This is a genomic window from Paracoccus fistulariae (genome assembly GCF_028553785.1).
In the GTDB taxonomy this organism is placed as follows: Bacteria; Pseudomonadota; Alphaproteobacteria; order Rhodobacterales; family Rhodobacteraceae; genus Paracoccus; species Paracoccus fistulariae.
The window spans coordinates 1-20,014 of the sequence record NZ_CP067137.1 but is presented as its reverse complement, the minus strand read 5'-3'; the positions used below and the strand labels follow the sequence as shown (position 1 = coordinate 20,014).

The window sequence follows — 20,014 nt, the reverse complement described above, 5'->3', positions numbered from 1 at the left end:
TTGCAACCGGTTGCAAAAAACGTATCTTGAGAATCGACCGCCCGCAAGCGCCATTCTGCGGCGGCGACGAAATTTACAAGAGGTGCGTACAGACATGACCGCGTCCGACGATACCATACGCCTGACCACCGCCCAGGCCATCATCCGATGGCTCGCGCATCAATATATCGAAATCGACGGTGCGAGGACGCGTCTCTGTGGCGGAGGCTTCGGCATTTTTGGCCACGGCAACGTAACCTGCCTGGGCGAGGCACTGTATGGCGTACAAGACGAGCTGCCCCTTTATCGCGGTCAGAATGAAACAAGCATGGGCTTTGCGGCGGCAGGCTATGCCAAGCAATGGCTGCGACAGCGGTTCATGTTCTGCACCGCCTCGGCAGGTCCCGGCACCGCCAATCTGCTGACAGCGGCTGCCTTGGCCCATGCCAACCGGTTGCCGATGCTGATGCTGTGCGGTGACACCTTCCTGACCCGCCTGCCCGACCCAGTTTTGCAGCAACTCGAAAACTACAACGACCCGACCTTTGGCGTGAATGACGCTTTCAAGCCCTGCACCCGCTACTGGGACCGGATCACCCACCCCGCGCAGATCATCCAGTCGCTGCCAGCCGCCATCGCAACCATGCTGGACCCGGCAGATTGCGGGCCGGCTTTTCTTGGGCTGCCGCAGGATGTACAAGGCTGGGTCTATGAGTACCCGGTCGCGTTCTTTGCCGAACAAACCCACCGGATCAGGCGCCAATCGCCCGACACCGCCGAAATCAATGACGCGGCAGCAGCGCTGAAGGCCGCCAAACGGCCCATGATCATCGCAGGGGGCGGGGTGCAGTATTCCCGCGCTGTCGCTGATTTGACCGCCTTTGCCGAGCGCCACCAGATCCCCGTGATCGAAACCATCGCCGGACGTGCGAACATGCTGGCCACACATGATCTGAACATCGGCCCCATCGGCGTTACCGGCTCGGACAGCGCCAACGCAGTCGCCCGACAGGCGGATGTGATCCTGTGCGTCGGCACGCGATTGCAGGATTTCACAACCGGCTCATGGACGGCATTTGCCAAGGACGCGCAGCTTGTCTCGATCAACGCGGCCCGGCATGATGCGGGAAAGCATCGCTCCCTGCCAGTGGTCGGGGACGCAAAGCTTGCGCTGACCGCGCTGGATGCTGCGCTGGATTACACCGCCCCTGCCCCTTGGGTACAGTTTGCCAAGGCCGAGCGCCAGAAATGGGATGCCTATGTCGCGCAGAACGTCCGCCCCGGCAATCGCCCCAACTCCTACGCACAGGCCATCGGCGTCGTGAACGAACTCTGTGACCCGCGTGACCGGATCGTGGCAGCGGCGGGCGGACTTCCGGCAGAAGTAACTGCGAATTGGCGCACGCGCGCGACCGGCACGGTGGACGTCGAATTTGGCTTTTCCTGCATGGGCTACGAGATCGCGGGCGCGTGGGGTGCGCGCATCGCCCAGACGCAGCAAGAGCCCGATCAGGACACGATCACCTTCTGCGGTGACGGATCATACATGATGCTGAACTCGGATCTGTATTCCAGCGTTCTCAGCCGCAAAAAGCTGATCGTCCTCTTGTTGGACAATGGCGGCTTTGCCGTCATCAACAAGCTGCAGAACAACACCGGCAACGAAAGCTTCAACAATCTGCTGCAGGATTGCCCGACGATCCCCGAACCCTTCGGAGTGGATTTCGTGGGCCATGCGACCGCGATGGGCGCACAGGCAGAAAAGGTCGCCAACCCCGCCGAACTGGCCAAGGCGTTCAAACGCGCCAAGGCATCTGAAAAGACCTATGTGATCGTGATGGATGTCGATCCCTACAACGGCTGGACCACAGAGGGTCACGCTTGGTGGGAAGTCGGCACACCGCATGTCACCAGCAGCCAGCGCGTCCGCACCGCACACCAGAACTGGGAGGCCGAGCGCAAACATCAACGGCGGGGCGTCTGATGCAGCCGCTGATCGCCGCCATCAAACGCGGCCGCTTCGCCGTCTTTGGTCGCGCGGGCATGGACCTATTTGCCGATCCGCCAGGCACCAAGGCCGAAAACGCCCAGAGCTTCCGCGCCGATATCGGCGGCTCATCGGCCAATATCTGCGTAGGGCTGTGCAAATTGGGAATGCAGGCCGCGCTGGTTACCTCGGTCAGCGATGATACAGTTGGGAGATTTTGCATAAACCGACTGCGGTCTTATGGTGCCGAGACCGGCTATGTCAAAATCATCGGCGGCGAATACCGCGTGTCTTTGGCAGTCTATGAAAGCACGATCGAGGACTTTCAGCTCTGCATCTACCGCAACAACGCCGTGGATTTTCAGGTCACGGACGCCGATGTGGACCGCGTCGATTACAGCGATTTCAGCGCCCTCATCACCGCCGGAACCGTATTTGCCGCCGAACCCTCACGCAGCTCGACCTTCCGCGCCTTCCAGAACGCCCGAGATGCCGGGCTTCCGGTGATCTTTGACATCGACTATCGCCCTTACAGCTGGCCCTCGGCCAAGGTCGCGGCAGAGGTGCTGACCCGCGCGGGAGAAGACAGCGATCTTATCGTCGGCAATGACGAAGAGTTCGACTTCATGGCCGGCGGTCCGGGCAAAGGCCTGTGCAAGGCGCGTGATCTGGCAGCGGCCGGCAAGCTTGTGATCTACAAGATGGGCCATCAGGGCGCGATCACCTTTGCCGAGGGAAAGGAAATCCGGACCGGTATCTACCCGGTGACAGCGGTCAAGCCCAACGGTGCGGGCGACAGCTTTCTAGCCGGCCTTCTGGCATCTATCGCCGAAGGTCGCCCCCTGCGTCAGGCGGTGCTGCGCGGCTCGGCCTGCGCCTCGATCGTTGTCAGCCAGCCCGGCTGTGCGCCCGCCATGCCCACCAGTGCACAACTCGATGATTTTCTGGCCAATCACCCCGGCCCAACAGAGACCTGAAAGGAAAGGCCGATGCACATCGCCCCATATGACAACGCCAATACGCCGATCGTCGACGCGGATCACGAACTGGTGCCGCTGAACTATTTCAACATCATCAAACTGACGAAGGGCCAGCATTTCGACTATGCGGTGCCGGGTTATGAGACCTGCATCGTCCCTGCGACCGGCACCGTCGATGTACAGATAGACGGCACGCGTTTTGACGGCATTGGCCAGCGCACCGAAAATGTCTGGGATGGCGAACCCGAGGGCGTCTATGCCCCCACCGGCGCCAATGTCCGCATTACGTGCACCACCGACGCGACCGAGACCTTTATCGCCGGCGCGAAATACGACCGGAAGCTTGAACCCTTTTCGGTCCGGGCGGATGAATTGGACGTGGTGCAATATGGCTCGGATGACACAAAAACACACCGCAAGATCAAGCATATCCTTGGCGCCTCACATCACGGCAGGGTCGGGCGGCTGCTGGTGTCCGAGTTATATACCGTCGGTCTAGGCGGCTGGTCTGGCTTTCCCTCGCACAAGCACGACACCGACCGCCGGGACGAAAACGGCAACATCATTGAGACTCGCCACGACGAGACCTATAATTTCCGCTTCCGGCCGAATTACGGCTCGGGGATGCAAATGCTGCAACGGGACGATGGCAAGCCGGGCGACGCCTATCACATCGTGGAAGGCTCGACGATCCTGATCGACAAGGGCTATCATCCCTGCGCCGTGCTGCCGGGTTATGAAATGTACTATTTCACTATTCTGGGCGGGCTTAGCCAGCGCAGTCTGAAACAGTATTTCCAACCCACCCATGCCGAACAACTGCACACGATCCCCGGCATCATGGACATGGTGGCAAAGTTCAAATGACCCTCGCCACGCTATCTCAGGTCTTGCAACCCGCGTTGCGTGATGGCTATGCCGTCGCCGGTCTTGTGACGCTCGGATGGGAGGATATGCGTGCCTATGTCGCCGCCGCCGAAGCCGAGGATTGCCCTGTGATCCTGCAAGCCGGACCGTCCTGCCGCGAATATACCCCCCTGCCCGTTCTAGCCGCGATGTTCCGCCATCTGGCCGAGAACGCCTCGGTCCCGGTCGTAGCCCATCTGGACCACGGTTACACGGCGCATGATTGCCGTCTCGCCATCGACAGCGGTTTCACCTCGGTCATGTACGACGGATCGCGGAAGTCGCTGGCCCAGAATATCGACGAAACCGCTGCCATCGCTGAAATGGCCCACGCGGCAGGTGTGTCATGCGAGGGCGAGATCGGCTTTGTTGGCTATACCGGCGGCGAAGGATCGGCCGGGACCGACCCTGACGAAGCCGCGCAATTCGCCAGCCAGACCGGCGTGGACGCAATTGCCATCTCGGTTGGCAATGTACATCTGCAAAAGGATGGTGAAGGAGGCCTTGATGAGCCCCGCATCCGCGCGATCGAGACCGTCACCAGTGTGCCCTTGGTCATTCACGGCGGCTCTGGCGTGCCCGCCGCGCAACGTCAGGCTTTGGCGCGCGGCTCATCCATCTGTAAATTCAACATCGGCACCGAACTGCGCATGGCCTTTGGACAGGCGCTGCGCGACGCCGTGAGCCGCGATTCGGCGCGCTTTGACCGTGTGCAAATCCTGCGTGAAACTCATGATCCATTGGTGACAGCAACCCGCAGGGTGCTGCGCGATTTCAAGGCGCTGTGACATGCTGAGTATAGGACTTCTTGGCTGCGGACGGATTGGCAAGGTCCACGCGCAATCCATCGCCCAGCTGGAGGGCGCCCGCGTCGCGGCGGTGGCCGACGCCTTTGAAGAACCGGCCCGGATGCTGGCGGCGCAAACCGGCGCCAAGCTGATGACGCCTCTTGCGCTAATCGAGGACGCATCGGTAGATGCCATTGTAATCGGGACGCCGACCGATACGCATTACGATCTGATCCACGCCGCAACAGCTTCCGGAAAAGCGATATTTTGCGAAAAGCCGGTGGACATGTCCGCCGACCGCATCCGCGATTGCATCGATGCGGTCAGATCAGCGGGCATCCCCTTTCTGACCGCCTTCAACCGCCGTTTCGATCCGAACTTCGCCAATGTGCAATCGCGCATCGCGGCCGGAGAGATTGGCGAAGTCGAAATCGTCACCATCCAGTCCCGCGATCCCGAACCGCCACCGCTCGATTACATCAAATCCTCGGGCGGGTTGTTCCGTGACATGATGATCCACGATCTCGACATGGCACGGTTCCTTCTGGGCGAAGAGCCCGTGTCGGTCTATGCGGTCGGCGCGGCGCTGGTTGATCCCGAAATCGGGCAGAGCGGCGATGTAGACACAGCCGCTGTCACGCTGACCACAGCCCGCGGGCGTATCTGCCAGATCACCAATTCCCGGCGGGCCAGCTATGGCTACGACCAACGAATCGAGATTCACGGCGCCAAGGGAATGCTGCGCGCCGAAAACATGCTGGAAAACACCGTCGAGATCGCCACAGCCTCCGGCTTCACCAAAGCCCCTGCACAGCATTTCTTTCTGGAGCGCTACCAGGCCGCCTATCGCGCGGAAATGGCCCATTTCATCGATTGCGTGACCCGAGGGAGGCAACCGTCGCCCAACATCGTCGACGGGCTGCGTGCCCAGATCCTGGCCGACGCCGCGACGCACTCGCGCGAAACCGGTCAGGTTATCTCGGTTGCTTAGTTGTTCAGTCCCGGCATCTGGTGGATCGGATCGACATTGAATCTGTCTGGCTCTGATGTCCATATTTTGCAGATGTATTCGTAGGGCGTGAGGCCGCTGAGGGTCTTGAGCCTGCGGGCGAAGTTGTAGGCGGCCATGAAGTCACGGAGGTGCGTCCGGAGCTGATCATGGCTGTCGTAGTGGAAGCGTTTGACGGTGGCGTCTTTGATTGTTCGGTTCATCCGCTCGACCTGTCCGTCCCTCGGGAAAACAGTCCCCGGACTGTTTTCTGATCCTCGGAACTCCATGGGTGGTTTGGCTTGGTTAGGCACGCACGAACAGCATCCGGCTGTGACACAGGCGGACATGTGCCACCTTCACCGTGGTCGTCGCGCCGTCGATCACCACGATCTTGTGGCTCCAATCGAACTGGTAGGCCTCGCCTGGATCGAAGGTTAGTGGGACATAGGCGGCCGCAGATGCCACCTCTGCCTCCTTCGACCAGGAGGCCGCGTATCGCCGGACGGCATCATAGCCGCCATCATAACCTCAGGCGCGGGGTTCCTCGAAGATCCGAATACGGGTCAGTCGCTCGCGCTTGGGCTTCCGCGCGTTCACCGCCAGCATCTCGTCCAGCATGTCTTTCCAGGGCCCGATCTTCGGCAGCGGCTGAATGGTTCGCTCATAGGCGAGCTCCGTAGCACCCGACCGGATCCCCGCGCCGCTTTCAACCTCTGATGAGGCGGCGTTAAATTGCGACGATATAGACGCCCGCGAATTTGCTTAGACATCGCGTACCCAGATCCGCGTGCTGCGCACAAAGACTGCCGGGCCGGAAAACGCGCCACGCCTGTCACTGAAGGGCCGGGTCGCACGGGCAGTAGGTGATGGGCTGGATCAGGCCGCTGATCCGGCCGGTCAGCCTTACTGATTGGCCTTTACCCGCGACATCATCCGGCATCTGCTGGAACTGGCCGAGTTTCCGGCCGATTGCGCGAGTCCGCACGAGCTGTGCTCGCTCTTCCCGACCCAGACCTTACAGGACACCGTTCCGTTGGCGGCATCCCGGTCGAGCGAAAAGCATGGCGCGATTTCGCCGCGAAACCTATCTGTCGACCAGCGGGATATCATAGCTGCGGAACTTCGTGTCCACCGAAACCAGCCACAAATCTTCACAGCGCGCTTGCGCGATCAGTAAGCGGTCGAATGGGTCTGAATGATGTGGCGGAAGCGCCTGCACCGCCCGGGCATGTGTCCAGGTAATCGGCAGAGGCTGCGCACCCGCAGCGAGGGCACGGTCAAACAGGTCAACCGGAACGTCAAGCTTACCCAAACCCGATTTGATAGACACTTCCCAGACAGTCGCGGCACTAACGTAAATGGCGTCTGCCCCGGCGATATTATCCTTCAAACCCGCGCTTAGCCTTGGGTCATCCAGCATCGCCCAAAGCAGGATATGGGTATCAAGCAGCAGCCTCATTCAGGCAGAACGCTGCTGTTCCTAAACAGTCTGGCGACCTCTGCGTCCCCTGCCCCGATATCATCCGGCAATTGGAATTGACCCTTCATACATCCAATCAGTTTGTTGCCGGTCCGCTCTGCAGCAGTCAACCGCGCGACCGGACGACCATAACGGGTTAGCTCAATCTCTTCTCCAGCCTCAACGCGGCGGATCAATTCGGCCAACTGGGCCTTTGCTTCTGCGACGGCGATCTGCATCATGGGTCTCCTTATGACCAAGATTTAGGTCATAATCAGGCGAGAATCAAGAAGCAGGTCAGCGGGGTTTCGCGGCGGAACGGGTGTGTCTGAAACTCTGTGTATCTGATGTGGCCCATGCGGTTTTCAGATACGTTCAGGCGTCGAAGCGCCCTGCGAACATTATGGCCAGCTGATTGCGGGCCGCAACCCATTCCCGGACCGCGCGGCCGCCCTTTTCGAAGTTGCGGATGGCGAGGAAGATCAGCTTCGTTGCGGCCTCCTCGGTTGGGAACGAGCCCTTGGTCTTCAGCGTTTTCCGCAGCACGCGGTTCAGCGATTCCACCGCATTCGTGGTGTAGATGATCTTCCGGATCGCCGCGCTGAAGGCGTAGAACGGGGTCACTTCCGCCCATGCCCGGCGCCAGGCCGGGGCGATGGATGGGTATTTCCCGGCCCATTTCTCCTCGAAGGCACCCAGTTGGCGGGCGGCCTGCTCAGCGGTGGGGGCCTCGTAAATCGGGCGCAGGTCGGCCGCCACGGCCTTGCGGTCCTTCCAGCTGCAGAAGTTCATCGAATGCCGGATCAGGTGAACGATGCAGGTCTGGACCGTGGTCTCGGGGAAGGCCGCAGTGATGGCCTCGGGGAAGCCCTTCAGCCCGTCCACGACCGCGATCAGGATGTCCTGAACGCCCCGGTTGCGCAGCTCATTCATCACCGACAGCCAGAACTTCGCGCCCTCGTTGTCGGCGATCCAGAGCCCCAGAACCTCGCGATCCCCTTCCCGGGTGACGCCCAAGGCGATGTAAACGGCCTTGTTTTTGACCATCCGGCTGTCAGCATCGCGGATCTTCACGCGCAGGGCATCGAAAATGACGATCGGATACATCCGGTCCAGCGCCCGGTGCTGCCACTCGCGGACCTCGTCCAGCACGGCATCCGTGACGCGGCTGATCAGGTCGGGCGAAACCCGCAGGCCGTAAAGATCTTCCAGGTGGGCCTGGATGTCCCGAACCGACAGCCCAGCAGCGTAAAGCCCGATGATCTTGTCATCCACCCCATCGATCCGGGTCTGGCCCTTCTTCACCAGCTCGGGCTCGAAGCTGCCCTCCCGGTCTCGCGGCACCGAAAGCGGCACCTCGCCGTCCGAGCCCTTCACCCTCTTCGTCGCGATCCCGTTCCGGCGGTTGGTCTGCTCAGCCGGCGGCTCCGCACCAGCCTCATAGCCCAGATGTGCCGTCAACTCGGCCCCGAGCATCCGCTCCATCAGCCGGATCTTCAGTTCCTTCATCAGTCCGGCGTCGCCCAGCAGATCCTCAGGCCGTTTGCAGCCTTTCAGCAGCTCGTCCAGCAGTTCGTTCGAAATCGTCATGGTCCTTGCTCCTCTCAGGAAGCATGGACCCAACCTGTAATAGGCCCTGCGCTTCTGACTTGTGAATCAAAGCCGCAACATCGAGCGCCGGGTTCTTGAAGCGCTCCCGCATCCGACGCAGGGCCAGAATGGCCTCCGAGGGATCCAGCTCGATTGTATCGGCGATGAAGTCGTCGGCGGAAATCGCCTGGATGGCGTGCGCGTCCAGAACCGCAAAAGGAAAGTCGGCAAGATTGTCCGTCACGATGACTGAAGCAGACGTCGCTATTGCCGCTGCCAGCACGTGGTTGTCGTCTGGATCGGGCAACGCGAGCCTGTCTTCGAATATCTCATAACCAGTCACCATAGCTTCAGGGAATGCTGCTTCGATTGCCGCCCTTTGCCGGGAACCATCGGTTGCGCCCTTGATGATCTGGGCGATCGCTTTCTGGGTCTCGTCAAGAATGCGACTGCTCCACCGAGGCCGGAACAAGCCGGCCTCGGCCAGGCTCAGAAGCATGTTTCTTCGAAGCGCGCCGCCAAGAACGCAGGCATCGAGGAGAGCTGTGAACCGATCAGTGTATCGGCTCATACAAGACCTTCTTCCGCGTCCATTGCGGCAAGGTCACTCAAAGTATCCGAGCGAGACGCGTCACGCTCATTCTTGTAGGCAAAAAGATCGTCTGCACGAACCCGGCGATGGCGGCCGGTCTTCGCAAACGGAATCTTACCTTCCTCGAGAAGCTTCACCAGGAACGGGCGGGACACATTGAGAAGGTCTGCTGCCTGCTGCGTGGTCAGCTCTGACTCTACGGGGATCATCCGAAATCCGCGACCGCTCGACACGAGCCGCAGCACTTCGAGCAGCGAAGCCGTCAAGGCAGGCGCAAGCGTCACAGTTTGAACTTCGCCGCCTTCTAGGGCAAGTGACAGCTTCGTCGGTTCGCCTTCCTTGATCTGGGAGGCGACAATCGTTCTGAGTTGCTCGGCGTTCTTGATCTCGACCTCGTCGGGTAAACGATCAAAGAACGCCTCTTTTCTGAGGGCGTTCATCTTCTCTCTCCGGTTCTCTCTTCTCGTGTTTGATATAGGGTATCCATCATTCGAAACAATCGCAACATTCGAAATATTCGAAATTCGCTAAGATTATGTAAACAGGTTGCATGACCCGAGCAACGCACCGCTCTTATGAAGAACCGACCACGCCCGCATCGACTAGTTGTTCGAGGTCAGTCCGGGTGGGTTGCGTGCCTGGCGGCGCAGGCCGCCCAGTCGGCGCCAGCGTGACGGCATGGTGCTATTCGCGAGCAACAGCGCCTGAGCCTTGGCAGTTATGGCCGTCCGCGTATGACAGCGGAATTGCAGGAGTCGGGCTTTCCCGTCGGCGAGCGGCGGGTCGGCAGGCTGATGAAGGAGAACGGGATTTGTGCTGTGCGAACAAGGAAATACAAGCGCAGCACCGACAGCGATCATGCGTTCAACATCGCGCCCAACCCGCTCGATCAGGATTTCTCGGCGACAGGCCCCAACCAGAAGTGGGCAGGCGATATCAGCGTTCGGCCTCTCTCCCGGACCAGTGGCGTTCGATGCCTCACTCTGGACCGGTGAAGGCTGGCTTTATCTCGCCGTGATCATCGATCTCTATTCCCGGCGCGTGATCGGCTAGGCCGTCAGCGACCGCATGAAACGCGACCTCGCAATCCGTGCGCTGCAGATGGCCATCAACCTGCGCCAGCCGCCGCCGGGCTGCATTCACCACACCAATCGCGGCTCGCAATATTGCAGCCACGATGACCAGAAGCTCCTGCGCAAGTATCGCTTCGAGGTTTCGATGAGCGGCAAGGGCAACTGCTATGACAACGCCGCCGTCAAACGTCGCGGGTTCTCTCGAACCGGTGGCGTTCACCCGCTCCATCTTCGAGGCCCTCAGGGCCGAACTGATCTGGCGCCGGAATTGGGAAACCAGACGGCAGGTCGAATTGGCCTTGTTTGAATACATCAACGGCTTCTAAAATCCCAGGCGGCGCCATTCAGCCCTTGCCGGGAACAGCCCCGTACACGCCGTAGTCAAACACGGCGAACCCTATCGCCCCTTCTTCGAAGGGGTGAGCCCAGGCGGAAGGACCCTTGTCTGATCAGAGCCGTGGAGGCAGTTCGCTGACCTCGTAGATAATGTTCAGGTCTTCCGCTTGGGATTTTGGATCTCGTCTTAAGGACGGTGAGGGCCGCCATCGCGCGTACCGTGTGTTTGCTATGGGAGAGACCGCTTCTTGACGGCGGAGACCGCCTGGACAACCTATCACATGGCCGCGTTATCGGCATAGATGTCAGCTGCGACTGGCTGGACATTCATTGCCTCCCCGATGGCCATCGCCTCAGAGTGCCAAACGCTGCGGCAGGTCATGCTGCCGTGGCGAGTCTTGCCCGGGACCGAAATGCCATCGTCTGCTTCGAGTCGACAGGTGGTCAAGAATGGCAGCTCTGGGCGCTTCTGGAGGCAGAGGGTGTTGCGGCCCGCCAAGTGCCACCCGCACAGGTAAAGGCGTTTGCGCAAAGCCGCGGCACGCGCGCCAAGACCGACCGGATCGATGCGGAACTCATCGCCCGCTTCTTCGTGTTCCGGCCCGAAGCAGGCCGCGGTCTTCCCACAGAAAAGCTGCGCCTTCTCAGAGCTTTGACATCAAAACGAGCCCAGTTGGTCGAAATGCGCAAACGTCTTCTGGCTCAAATCCGCGCGCACCAGAAACTGGGAACCGCTTTGATGTTCGAGGACGTCGACAGCGAACTGAAGCAAAGGATCGACGGTATCATCGAGGAACTGGAAGACCGGATCACCCGAGCCATCGCCAGCGACGATCACCTGTCAGAGGTGGCTGCCGTCCTCCGCTCCATTCCTGGGATCGGCCCTGTTGCCAGCTCGATGCTGATCGCAGAAATGTCCGAGATCGGCACCATCACCGGCGAAGAGGCCGCAGCACTCACTGGATTAGCACCGGTCGCACACGACAGCGGAACTCTTCGTGGGAAGCGCGCCATCGCCGGAGGGCGCCGCGCCCTGCGGCACGTGATGTTCCAGGCGGCCTTAGTCGCAGCACATCACAATCCAAACCTGAGGTCCTTCGCAGATCGTCTCCGCAAGGCTGGCAAGCCGCACAAGGTCATAATCACCGCCGTCGCCAGAAAGCTGGTCACCGTCGCGAACGCGCTATGCAAAAACCGTCAGAAATGGGTCGCCACTGCTCCCTGACAGATACAGTTGCTAGGCAATACCGCATGAGATACCGAATGCCGCATGAACCGATCAGCCACTCAGGATCCGTCTTATCTGCGGGCGGGGCCGGATCCGGGCTTTTCGAAACAAGGAAGCAATAGCAGCGCCGAACATCCCGCAGGGCACCGACCCGGTCAGATGCGGGACGGACGGTCGCAGGTTTCAGCCACATGCGACCGTCCTTGGCGTGAGGCGCAGCCGTTGACCTGGCTGCGCAGGATTCCGTCAGATGTTGAGCCTGACCTGATAGGTCAGCACCACGTCCGAGACGTAGAAATTGCCGCCTGCGCTTGGGGCCTTGTGGATCAGGATGGTGTTCTGTCGTGCGATCCCGTCGCCTTTCTTCAGACCGGTGCCGCGCAGCAGTTCATGGACGGTCTTGTGTCCATGGCCGCCACGCACGGAAAGCTCGACAGAGGCGTTGGAGGATCGCGGATCGTTGACGCTGTCATTCACATGGACCCAGCAGATGCAGTCCTGCGTCGCGTCCACCCGAAATGTCAGAACAGGGATCGCGCGGCTGGTGCCTTCGACGAAATTATCCGGCAGGTTGAAGCTGAAGCGCAGCGCCTCGCGGCGGCTGGCGTCCTGGAAGGTCTGGTAGTCGGCAAGGGTTACGGTTGGCATGGGAATCGTCCTTTCGTGGTGGAGGAGGAGGAAGTCCGAAACGGTCTGCGCCGGGCAATCGGCATCGTCCGGCGGTCTCTGTCATGCACCGATCGCGGGCCTTACGTCCGGGCGGTGCGGAACCTGGCAAGAAGCGCCAGCCCTGCCAGCATCAGCACGGCCGAGGCAGGCAGCGGCACCGGCGATGGCGGGTCGATGGGCACGGCCACATCCCCGACATCGAAACGATAGGTGTTGAACTCGTCACCCGCCGCGCGGGCGAAGATGCTCAGGCGGCCGGTGTTTTCGAAGGCCCGGGCATCTGTCTTCAGCGACAGAAAGAAGCTTTCTTCATGCGTGCCCTGAAACAGGTTGCTGATCGTCAGGGGGAAATTGAACGCAAAATCCAGCACATTCCCGTCGGCAGAGCGCGTCGCGCTGGTCGGGCCGCGATCTCCCAACCCGTCGGTGCGATAGCTGGCATCGATGGCATAGCTGCCAAAGCCCGATATCTCGACCCGGTCGACCAGCAGGTTTCCAGCCGTGACATTGGCCCCAAGCAGGATGCGCGGACCAAAGATCATCGTATCGTCCAGCGCCGATCGGGTGACGCGGTTCTGCACCTTGAAATAGGCGAACAGCGTCTGCTGACCGTCCGGCACATAGGACAGTGACGTGGACAGCAGGTTGTCGTTCACCACCGTGCCGGCCAGTTCGGGATTGCTTTCTGCTGTCGATCCCGGCATCACGATCATGCCGCCCGGGTCAAGCGTGGCAGCCTGCGGACAGGCCGCTGCCAGAACCCATGCGGAAAACCCGATTGCCAGTCCTTCTCTGAAACCAGTTACCATGTGAAGCACCTCTGATCTATATGGTGACAGGATGCAGCCAGCGCCGCATCTTCCAAGCATAGCCGAAACCACCCCCTCGGGCATGAGTACACATACTCATTTTGCGCGGGCTCATCTTGCGGGGCTCATTTGGCGCCGGAATTATCGCGGCAGGATCCAGGGCTCGCTCTGGCAGCGCAGCACCACCTCGACGCGGTTATGGCAGCGCAGCTTCGAGAAGATCGAGGCGACGTGGTTTTCCACCGTCCGCCGCGACCGGCACAGGGTCTCGGCAATCAGCGCATTGCTTTTGCCATCGACCAGATGCGCCAGCACGGTCAGTTCCGCCCGGGTCAGCGCATAGGGGTTGGCGGCGGCGGATCTGCGGGCGGCCTTGTCCAGCGACCCAAGCGGGATGTCAAAGCGCCGACGCAGCGCATGTCGGGCCGCGGTGACGCCCAGTTCCGCGAAACCCCGGTCGGCAAGGCGCAGCGCCTCCGGCGTGGCGATCAGGGCCTGCGACCACAGCGCCAGATAGCCAGAGGATTCGGCCCTGAAGCCATCCGCCGCCGCCGTGAACTGCCCCCGCGCGGCCTTCTGAAAGGGATCGGGCAGCGCGGCCTGCGACAGCGCCGCGACAGGCCGGTCGGCAAGGCGCGACCAGAAGACCGCCTCGCCCCGCTTGCGCGGGCTCAGATGATCGGGCCCCAGCCGGTCCAGCCAGCCGACAGCCTCATCCGCCAGGTCTGGTTCATGCGCCAGGACGGCAGCCTCGATCAGCGCGATATGCAGCGTCGACAGATATTGCGGCTCGTCTATCTTCCCGGCCTCTTCCAGCGCCTCGCGCAGGGTGGTGATCGCATCGGGCAGATCCAGCCGCAGCCTTGTCCGCGCGCGGATGATCAGCGCGGGCATGCGCATCACAAGCGTCTGCCCCTCGCGGGTCAGCACCTCTTCGGCGATCTGCAGGGCATCGCCATAGCGGTCCATTTCGAAGAACAGATGCGCCTTGCGGCCGATCAGATAGAAGGTCCAGGCGTCAAGATCATGGGCGGTGTCAAAGGCAATGCCTTCCTCCAGCAGATCGGCGGCGGCCTTCAGATCCCGCGCCTCGACCAGACATTCCGACAGGTTGGTATAGACCCGGGCCGCCTGCTCATCCAGCCCGCGCTCCAGCGAGATCGCAAGGCTTTCGCGCAGCAACCCCTCGCCCGTCGGATCGCCACGAAACATCCGGGCCGAGCCGATGGTGTTCAGCGCATGGGCAAAGGTCTCGTCATCGCCGATTGTGCCGGCCATCGCGCGGGCCTCTTCGCCCCAGGTCATCGCCTCGGGCATCTGGTCCTGCAACATGTGGAACTGCGCCCGCAGCGCATAGGCCCTGGCCCGCGCGGGCGAGGCCTTGCGGCCCTCAAGCTCGGCAATCGCTTCGCGGACATAGCGTTGGGCGATCTCGGCCTCGCCACGATACCAGTGCAGGCGCGACAGCCAGCGCAGGTTTTCGCCCACCCGCTCGGTATCGCCCACCTTGCGCCACAGCGACACCGCCTGTTCACGCGCCGCAATGACATCCTCGTCGATCCGCAGCGCCAGACCCGCCTCATAGGCCCAGCTTTCGTAAAGCTCGGCGGCGATATCGGCGGGCTGGTCCGGCAGCAGCGGCAGCAGATGGCCAAGGTAACGTGCCGCCTCGCGATGCGCGCCCAACCGCGCCGCGACGGCCGCCGCGCGCGGCGCTTCGCGCAGAAGGACATCGTTGCGATGCGCCCCGGTCGCATGATGGACGACATGGCCAAGCATGTCGTCGCCCGTTCCGTCCCGCAGCAGCAGATCCAGAAAAACCCCATGCGCCGCGCGGCAGGCCGTCGGCGGCAACCGCTGATAGACGGCCAGCCGCAGCAATTCATGCCGGAACTTGATGTCCTCCCCGGCGAGGATCAGGAACCTGCGCTGGACCGCGACATCGCAATGGGCCGGCCCATCCTCAAGCTGGCGAATCCAGTCGAACGGGATCGCCCCCGGACAGCAGGACAGGGTTTCCAGAAACCGGCATTGCGCGTCGGACAAACCGTTCAGACGCGCATTGACCGCATCCGCGACCGAGCCGGGCAGCGCCGCCAGTCGCGCATCGTGGTTCATGATCTCGGTCAGATAGAACGGGTTGCCGCCGGTGATCTCGCGCAAGTCGGCGGCGGATTGCGGATGATCGCCGCCCAACTGGCGGATGGCATCGACCGACAGCGGCGCCAGATCGATCCGCGTCTTTCGCTGCGCGGGGATCGCGCCCAAGGCGCTGTGCAGCGCATGGCCCGGATCGACCTCGTCATCGCGAAAGCTGGCGATCAGCAGCACCGGCAATTGCGAAAGCCTGCGACCGATGAACTGCACCCAGTCCAGCGATCGCTGATCGGCCCAATGCAGATCCTCGATCATCAGCACGACCGGGCCGCGCGCGCCTTGCAGCTTGCGCAGGAAGCCGTCGAACAGATCGCGCTCTGCCGGCAGAAGTCGGCGATCCTCGCTCAGCATGGCGTCCAGATCCCGGACCGCACCCATGGGGCGCGGCGTATCCAGCGGGTCGCAGATCGCCATGGCCTGCGGCTGATCCTTCGGCAGCCCTTGCGCAAAGCATTCAAGCAGCGCCGATTTGCCGATCCCCGCCTCGCCGGCCACGAAAACCGCATGGCCGCCCTTATGGGCAATGCCGGTCAAGGCAGCGTGACAGATGGCAAGCGGGTCATCGCGCTCTAGAAGCATGGTTCTTCGCGCCTGTGCTGACGGGACGGAATGTCGCCTCGCAATTCTTCCATCCGGCCGGGCCTCGGGCAAGAGGGAACCGTTCGGTTCATATCGGACCGCCGTGGCCGAGGATGTCGCATGATCTGGCTCAGCGTCCCGAGAGCCCGACCGGCAGCGTCAGAGGGCAGGCTGGCAAGCGCCCCCCCTGCCCTGCCCGGCATCCGACCTGTTCTGCATGGGGCGGGCCGATCCGCACCCGTATCGGCCTTTTACAAAGCACCAAACGATGACTGTGCTATCCACCATTTATCCGCATAATAACCCATATATGCGGAGCACTTCGGCGCCCTGTCCCGCGCCATATCATCCCCGATAATGTTCCCTTATCACGGCTCTTGACATCCCCGCAGGGAAGACGACATTCTGGGCGCATGGACCTGCCTATCACCCCCCTGTCGCTGACGCCGGAAGAGGCCGAGGCGCTGACCGACCTCTACCGTCGCGGAACGCCTGCCAACACGCTCCGCGCGTGGGAGCGTGACCTGGCCTATATCTCGGCCTGGAAGCTGGCGACCTATAACGAACCGCTGACCTGGCCTGAAAGCGAGCCCGTGGCGCTGCGCTTCCTGACGGATCACTCGACCGATCTGACCGACCGTCCCGGACCCGCGCAACAGGCGGCGCAGGCGCTGATCTCCCTCGGCCTGCGCCGCAGCCTCGCCTGCCCTGCCCCGGCGACGCTGGACCGGCGCGTGGCCAGCTGGCGGGCCTTCCACCGGATGAAGAACCTGCCCTCGCCCTTCGAGGCCCCACTGGTGGCGCAGGCGCGCGGCCGGGCGCGGCGCGCAGCGGCCCGACCCACGCAGCGCAAGTCCGGCAACCCGATCACCCGACCGGTGCTGGAGGCGATGCTGACCACCTGCGACCACAGCCATCGCGGCCTGCGCGACCGGGCGCTGCTGATGCTGGGTTGGGCCTCGGGCGGGCGGCGCCGGTCCGAGATCTCGGCCCTGAACCTGGACGATATCCACAGCCGGGACTTTGCCGAACGGGGCCTGCTGCGGGTCCGGCTGCTGACGACCAAGACCACCGGACCCGATGCCGCGCCGCGCCTGCCGCTGAAGGGGCGCCCTGCCCGCGCGGTCATGGACTGGATCCGGTTGGCGGGGCTGTTGGGCGGCCCCTTGTTCCGCCACGTCAGCCAGGCCGACCGCGTGCTGAAACGGCGTCTTGGCCCCGATGGCGTGCGCGATGTGATCCGGCACCGGCTGGAACTGGCCGGCTATCCGCCCGATTTCGCCAGCGCCCACGGGCTGCGCGCGGGCTTTCTGACACAGGCCGCGCTGGACGGCGCGCCCCTGCCCGCCGCCATGCAGCTGAGCCTGCATCGCAGCGCCAATCAGGCGCAGCGCTACTATGCGGATGTCGAGATCACGGACAATCCCGCCACCGATCTGCTGGGATAGATGGCGGGACGGATCTTCCCCGCGGGGAAGGCCCCCGAAGATCAGTCAAGCTGATCCAGCAACGAGGCCACGGCAGCCTCCAGCCTGCGACGGTCCACGGTGGAAAAGTCGCGCGGCAGCCGGATTTCCAGCCGCCCATTGGCAGCGGTACATTTCGCGCGACCCTGCGGCCGGACAATCTGGAACGTGGTCTTGGCCTTGCCGGTGGAGGCGGCGCCGGTGCCCTTGGCCGTCGGCGCGCGGCCCGAGGCGACCGGATCCCCCTGCCCCGCGAAACGGCGCAGCAGGTCAAGCTCATCCTTGATCGAGCGCGTGTCCCAATCCTGAAGCTCTGCCTTGATCGCGGCGGCGGTGCCCGGAATCTCCTCCAGCCGCTGCGCCAGCGACAGGCCAAGCGCGCGCGGGATTTCCTGCGGATAGAGCAGCGCCTCGCCCAGGCTTTGCACCAGCGGGATGAAGTTGCGGATATAGCTGCGCTTCTGATAGCCGGCCGATTTGAACAGGATCGCGACGGCCTTTTCCGGGTCATGCTCGGACGTCTGCGGGTCCATCGCGTAATGCAGGGCCAGCTGCGCCATCTCGGCGAAAGAGATGTCCTTGCGAACCATATTCTCATCGACCATGCGACGATAGAGCTGTTCCAGCGCGTCGCCACGCGCGGCAATGCCCGCCGGGATCCGGCCCCAGGCCTCGTCATCGCCGGTCTCTTCCAGAAGCTGGCGATAGGCCGAGAGGCGGCGGAAGCCCTGGATCAGCTCGTAACGCCCCTCGCCCGCAGGCTCGACGCGGATCGGGTTCGACAGGCCGATATCGCGGATGGATTCGACCAGTTCGGCCAGCTCGAAATCCGCGACCGGGGCGCGGTCGCGGATCAGTTTATGCGTGTCGATCGCCGCCAGCGGGATCATGTCGGTGATCAGGCCCGCGCGCTTCAGGCGCACATGCTCTTGCGCCAGCGCGTCATTTTCGGCGCGGATCTGGGCCTCGACGCGGGCGCGGTCGCGGGTGCTTTCGGCGGTCTCGGCAATGGCCGAGGCCATCGGGCCGCGACGGGTTTCCTTGTCGCCGGCCTTCCCCGCAGGGAAGGTTTCGGGCTCTTCGGCGGGGATTTCGATGTCGAACATGCGGCGCTTGCGGCTCATGCCTGATCCTCCAGCTTGTCCCAGGCGGCCAGCACATGGGTCTTGAATTCGTCATAGGCCTGATCGAAGGTCGCCCGCGCCCGACGCCATGTGCCGCGCGTCATGTCGCGATAGTCGATCTCGTAGATCGACGAGAGGAAACGGCCCGATTGTTCAACGGCACGGGTCATCTCGATCGGGTGCTGCGCCATGCGGTCGCCAAAGACCTGCTGAAAGGCGCCCATCATCGCCTGATGCAGATCGTTCGAAGGCTCGTAGCGGGTCATCAGGAAGCGGATGTCGCAGAAGGCCTTGGGCAGCGTGATCTTCCCCGTGGGGAAGTTTTCGAAGCCATGCGACAGATCCTCAAGCGCCTCGGCCAGCTGACCGATGAAGCTGGTCGTCGAGTCATATTCCCAATAGCCGGGGCCAGAGGGGATATAGAGCATGTCGGCGGCGAAGACCGCATTCATCGACTGGTAGCCGATGGCCGGCGGGCAGTCGAAGAGGATCAGGTCATAGGCATCATCGGCCAGGCTGTCGAGAAAGCGCGACACCGCGCCGAAGAAGGTCCATTCCGGGTTCAGGTGGCGATACTGGGCGCTGGCGAATTCGACGAAGGCGGCATTGGCGCAGCTGGGCACGATGTCGATGGTCGGCCAGGCAGTCGGCTTGATGAAGTCGCCGGGCCGAAGCGTGCCAAGGCCCATGTCGCGGATCGAGGCCGGCAGCTTTCGCTGGGGCAGGGCGGTGCCCGATTCCGCCCCGGCCGAGGCCGCATTCATCCGGTCGGTCTCGCGTTCCAGATCGCGGGCCATGATGCCCCAGACCGTGTGATCCTCGCCCACATCGCTGAGGCCCATGGAATGGGACAGCGTCGCCTGCGGGTCGAAATCCACCACCAGCACACGATAGCCGTCCAGCGCGGCAGCATGGGCGAAATGCAGCGCCACGGTGGACTTGCCGGCCCCGCCCTTGAAATTGGCGATGGCGGCGCGGAAGGCGCGCTTGCCCTCGGGGCGGGGCGGCATCAGCGAGGTCTTGTTCACCTTGATGCGGCGGCGCAGCTCGTTGATCTCATCCAGACTGAACCAACGCTGGCGGCCATCCTCTTCGACTTCCCCGAGGGGAAGGTTCGGATCGGCGGCCAGCTTGCCGCGAAAGGTGGACTGGTTGATGTTGAAGATCAGTTCGGCCACCTCCCAGCTGGAAAAGCGCCGCAGGGTCTTTTCATTGGCGGGGCTGAAGGTCTGTCGGCGGATCCATCCCTGCATCTTCAGGGATTGCGCCTGCAGCCGGGCGAGGTCTTCGTGCGTATACAT

General features: G+C 62.5%; 17 protein-coding genes and 3 pseudogenes. 8 read left to right on the top strand and 12 right to left on the bottom strand.

Translation table 11 applies throughout. The annotated features are described in order from the left end of the window. The first annotated feature begins 94 nt into the window (after positions 1 to 94). From iolD to iolG, 5 genes are read left to right on the top strand one after another with little or no spacing between them, the layout of a single operon-like run. Complete coding sequence (gene iolD, locus JHX87_RS18020) at positions 95 to 1,963, top strand: 3D-(3,5/4)-trihydroxycyclohexane-1,2-dione acylhydrolase (decyclizing) (protein WP_271886929.1); 1,869 nt, start codon at positions 95 to 97, stop codon at positions 1,961 to 1,963. Continuing rightward, positions 1,963 to 2,943 (top strand): PfkB family carbohydrate kinase, encoded by a 981-nt coding sequence (locus JHX87_RS18015; protein WP_271886930.1) that lies wholly within the window; start codon positions 1,963 to 1,965, stop codon positions 2,941 to 2,943. The genes iolD and JHX87_RS18015 overlap by 1 nt, the downstream gene beginning before the upstream one ends. A 12-nt stretch (positions 2,944 to 2,955) precedes the next feature. Next, complete coding sequence (locus JHX87_RS18010) at positions 2,956 to 3,813, top strand: 5-deoxy-glucuronate isomerase (protein WP_271886931.1); 858 nt, start codon at positions 2,956 to 2,958, stop codon at positions 3,811 to 3,813. Then, on the top strand, positions 3,810 to 4,640 hold the full coding sequence (locus JHX87_RS18005) for a class II fructose-bisphosphate aldolase (protein WP_271886932.1): 831 nt from the start codon (positions 3,810 to 3,812) through the stop codon (positions 4,638 to 4,640). Before JHX87_RS18010 ends, JHX87_RS18005 begins: the two co-directional genes overlap by 4 nt. Before the next feature lies 1 nt (position 4,641). Further along, on the top strand, positions 4,642 to 5,631 hold the full coding sequence (iolG, locus tag JHX87_RS18000) for an inositol 2-dehydrogenase (RefSeq protein WP_271886933.1): 990 nt from the start codon (positions 4,642 to 4,644) through the stop codon (positions 5,629 to 5,631). On the opposite strand, the pseudogene JHX87_RS17995 reads toward iolG, so the two are convergent. The 7 genes and pseudogenes from JHX87_RS17995 to JHX87_RS17965 all read right to left on the bottom strand — a co-directional run. Next, positions 5,628 to 5,870 (bottom strand): annotated as a pseudogene (locus tag JHX87_RS17995) (integrase core domain-containing protein); the annotation flags it as partial. The gene iolG and the pseudogene JHX87_RS17995 overlap by 4 nt on opposite strands. A 67-nt stretch (positions 5,871 to 5,937) precedes the next feature. Further along, a pseudogene (locus JHX87_RS17990) lies at positions 5,938 to 6,324 on the bottom strand (IS21 family transposase); the annotation flags it as partial. Between the two features lie 391 nt (positions 6,325 to 6,715). Beyond that, the gene (locus JHX87_RS17985) at positions 6,716 to 7,090 is read right to left on the bottom strand and encodes a type II toxin-antitoxin system VapC family toxin (RefSeq protein WP_271886934.1); all 375 of its coding nucleotides are present in this window, start codon (positions 7,088 to 7,090) and stop codon (positions 6,716 to 6,718) included. Further along, positions 7,087 to 7,329, bottom strand: coding sequence for a type II toxin-antitoxin system Phd/YefM family antitoxin (locus JHX87_RS17980; protein ID WP_272833955.1), 243 nt, complete (start codon positions 7,327 to 7,329; stop codon positions 7,087 to 7,089). Before JHX87_RS17980 ends, JHX87_RS17985 begins: the two co-directional genes overlap by 4 nt. Before the next feature lie 136 nt (positions 7,330 to 7,465). After that, positions 7,466 to 8,680, bottom strand: coding sequence for an IS256 family transposase (locus JHX87_RS17975; RefSeq protein WP_272833674.1), 1,215 nt, complete (start codon positions 8,678 to 8,680; stop codon positions 7,466 to 7,468). After that, positions 8,625 to 9,251: a PIN domain-containing protein gene (locus JHX87_RS17970; RefSeq protein ID WP_271886982.1), complete on the bottom strand. Its 627-nt coding sequence runs from the start codon at positions 9,249 to 9,251 to the stop codon at positions 8,625 to 8,627. The genes JHX87_RS17975 and JHX87_RS17970 overlap by 56 nt, the downstream gene beginning before the upstream one ends. Next, positions 9,248 to 9,712, bottom strand: coding sequence for a helix-turn-helix domain-containing protein (locus JHX87_RS17965; RefSeq protein ID WP_271886981.1), 465 nt, complete (start codon positions 9,710 to 9,712; stop codon positions 9,248 to 9,250). Before JHX87_RS17965 ends, JHX87_RS17970 begins: the two co-directional genes overlap by 4 nt. A gap of 175 nt (positions 9,713 to 9,887) precedes the next feature. Here JHX87_RS17965 and JHX87_RS17960 point away from each other — a divergent pair. Both JHX87_RS17960 and JHX87_RS17955 read left to right on the top strand, forming a co-directional pair. Continuing rightward, a pseudogene (locus JHX87_RS17960) lies at positions 9,888 to 10,668 on the top strand (IS3 family transposase); the annotation flags it as partial. A 278-nt stretch (positions 10,669 to 10,946) separates the two neighbouring features. Next, positions 10,947 to 11,906, top strand: coding sequence for an IS110 family RNA-guided transposase (locus JHX87_RS17955; protein ID WP_272833779.1), 960 nt, complete (start codon positions 10,947 to 10,949; stop codon positions 11,904 to 11,906). Positions 11,907 to 12,155: 249 nt separating this feature from the next. Here the strand turns inward: JHX87_RS17955 and JHX87_RS17950 are convergent, their stop codons facing one another. The 3 genes from JHX87_RS17950 to JHX87_RS17940 form a co-directional block, all read right to left on the bottom strand. After that, positions 12,156 to 12,557: a hypothetical protein gene (locus tag JHX87_RS17950; RefSeq protein ID WP_271886806.1), complete on the bottom strand. Its 402-nt coding sequence runs from the start codon at positions 12,555 to 12,557 to the stop codon at positions 12,156 to 12,158. Between the two features lie 101 nt (positions 12,558 to 12,658). After that, on the bottom strand, positions 12,659 to 13,387 hold the full coding sequence (locus JHX87_RS17945; protein ID WP_271886807.1) for a hypothetical protein: 729 nt from the start codon (positions 13,385 to 13,387) through the stop codon (positions 12,659 to 12,661). Positions 13,388 to 13,528: 141 nt separating this feature from the next. Then, a complete protein-coding gene (locus JHX87_RS17940) occupies positions 13,529 to 16,123 on the bottom strand; it encodes an ATP-binding protein (protein WP_271886808.1) in 2,595 nt (864 codons plus the stop codon). A gap of 413 nt (positions 16,124 to 16,536) precedes the next feature. Here JHX87_RS17940 and JHX87_RS17935 point away from each other — a divergent pair, with 413 nt between their 5' ends. After that, positions 16,537 to 17,571 (top strand): tyrosine-type recombinase/integrase, encoded by a 1,035-nt coding sequence (locus tag JHX87_RS17935; RefSeq protein ID WP_271886809.1) that lies wholly within the window; start codon positions 16,537 to 16,539, stop codon positions 17,569 to 17,571. A gap of 41 nt (positions 17,572 to 17,612) precedes the next feature. Here JHX87_RS17935 and JHX87_RS17930 read toward each other — a convergent pair whose 3' ends face one another. Further along, complete coding sequence (locus JHX87_RS17930; protein ID WP_271886810.1) at positions 17,613 to 18,713, bottom strand: ParB/RepB/Spo0J family partition protein; 1,101 nt, start codon at positions 18,711 to 18,713, stop codon at positions 17,613 to 17,615. Beyond that, a complete protein-coding gene (locus JHX87_RS17925) occupies positions 18,710 to 20,014 on the bottom strand; it encodes an AAA family ATPase (RefSeq protein ID WP_271886811.1) in 1,305 nt (434 codons plus the stop codon). Before JHX87_RS17925 ends, JHX87_RS17930 begins: the two co-directional genes overlap by 4 nt.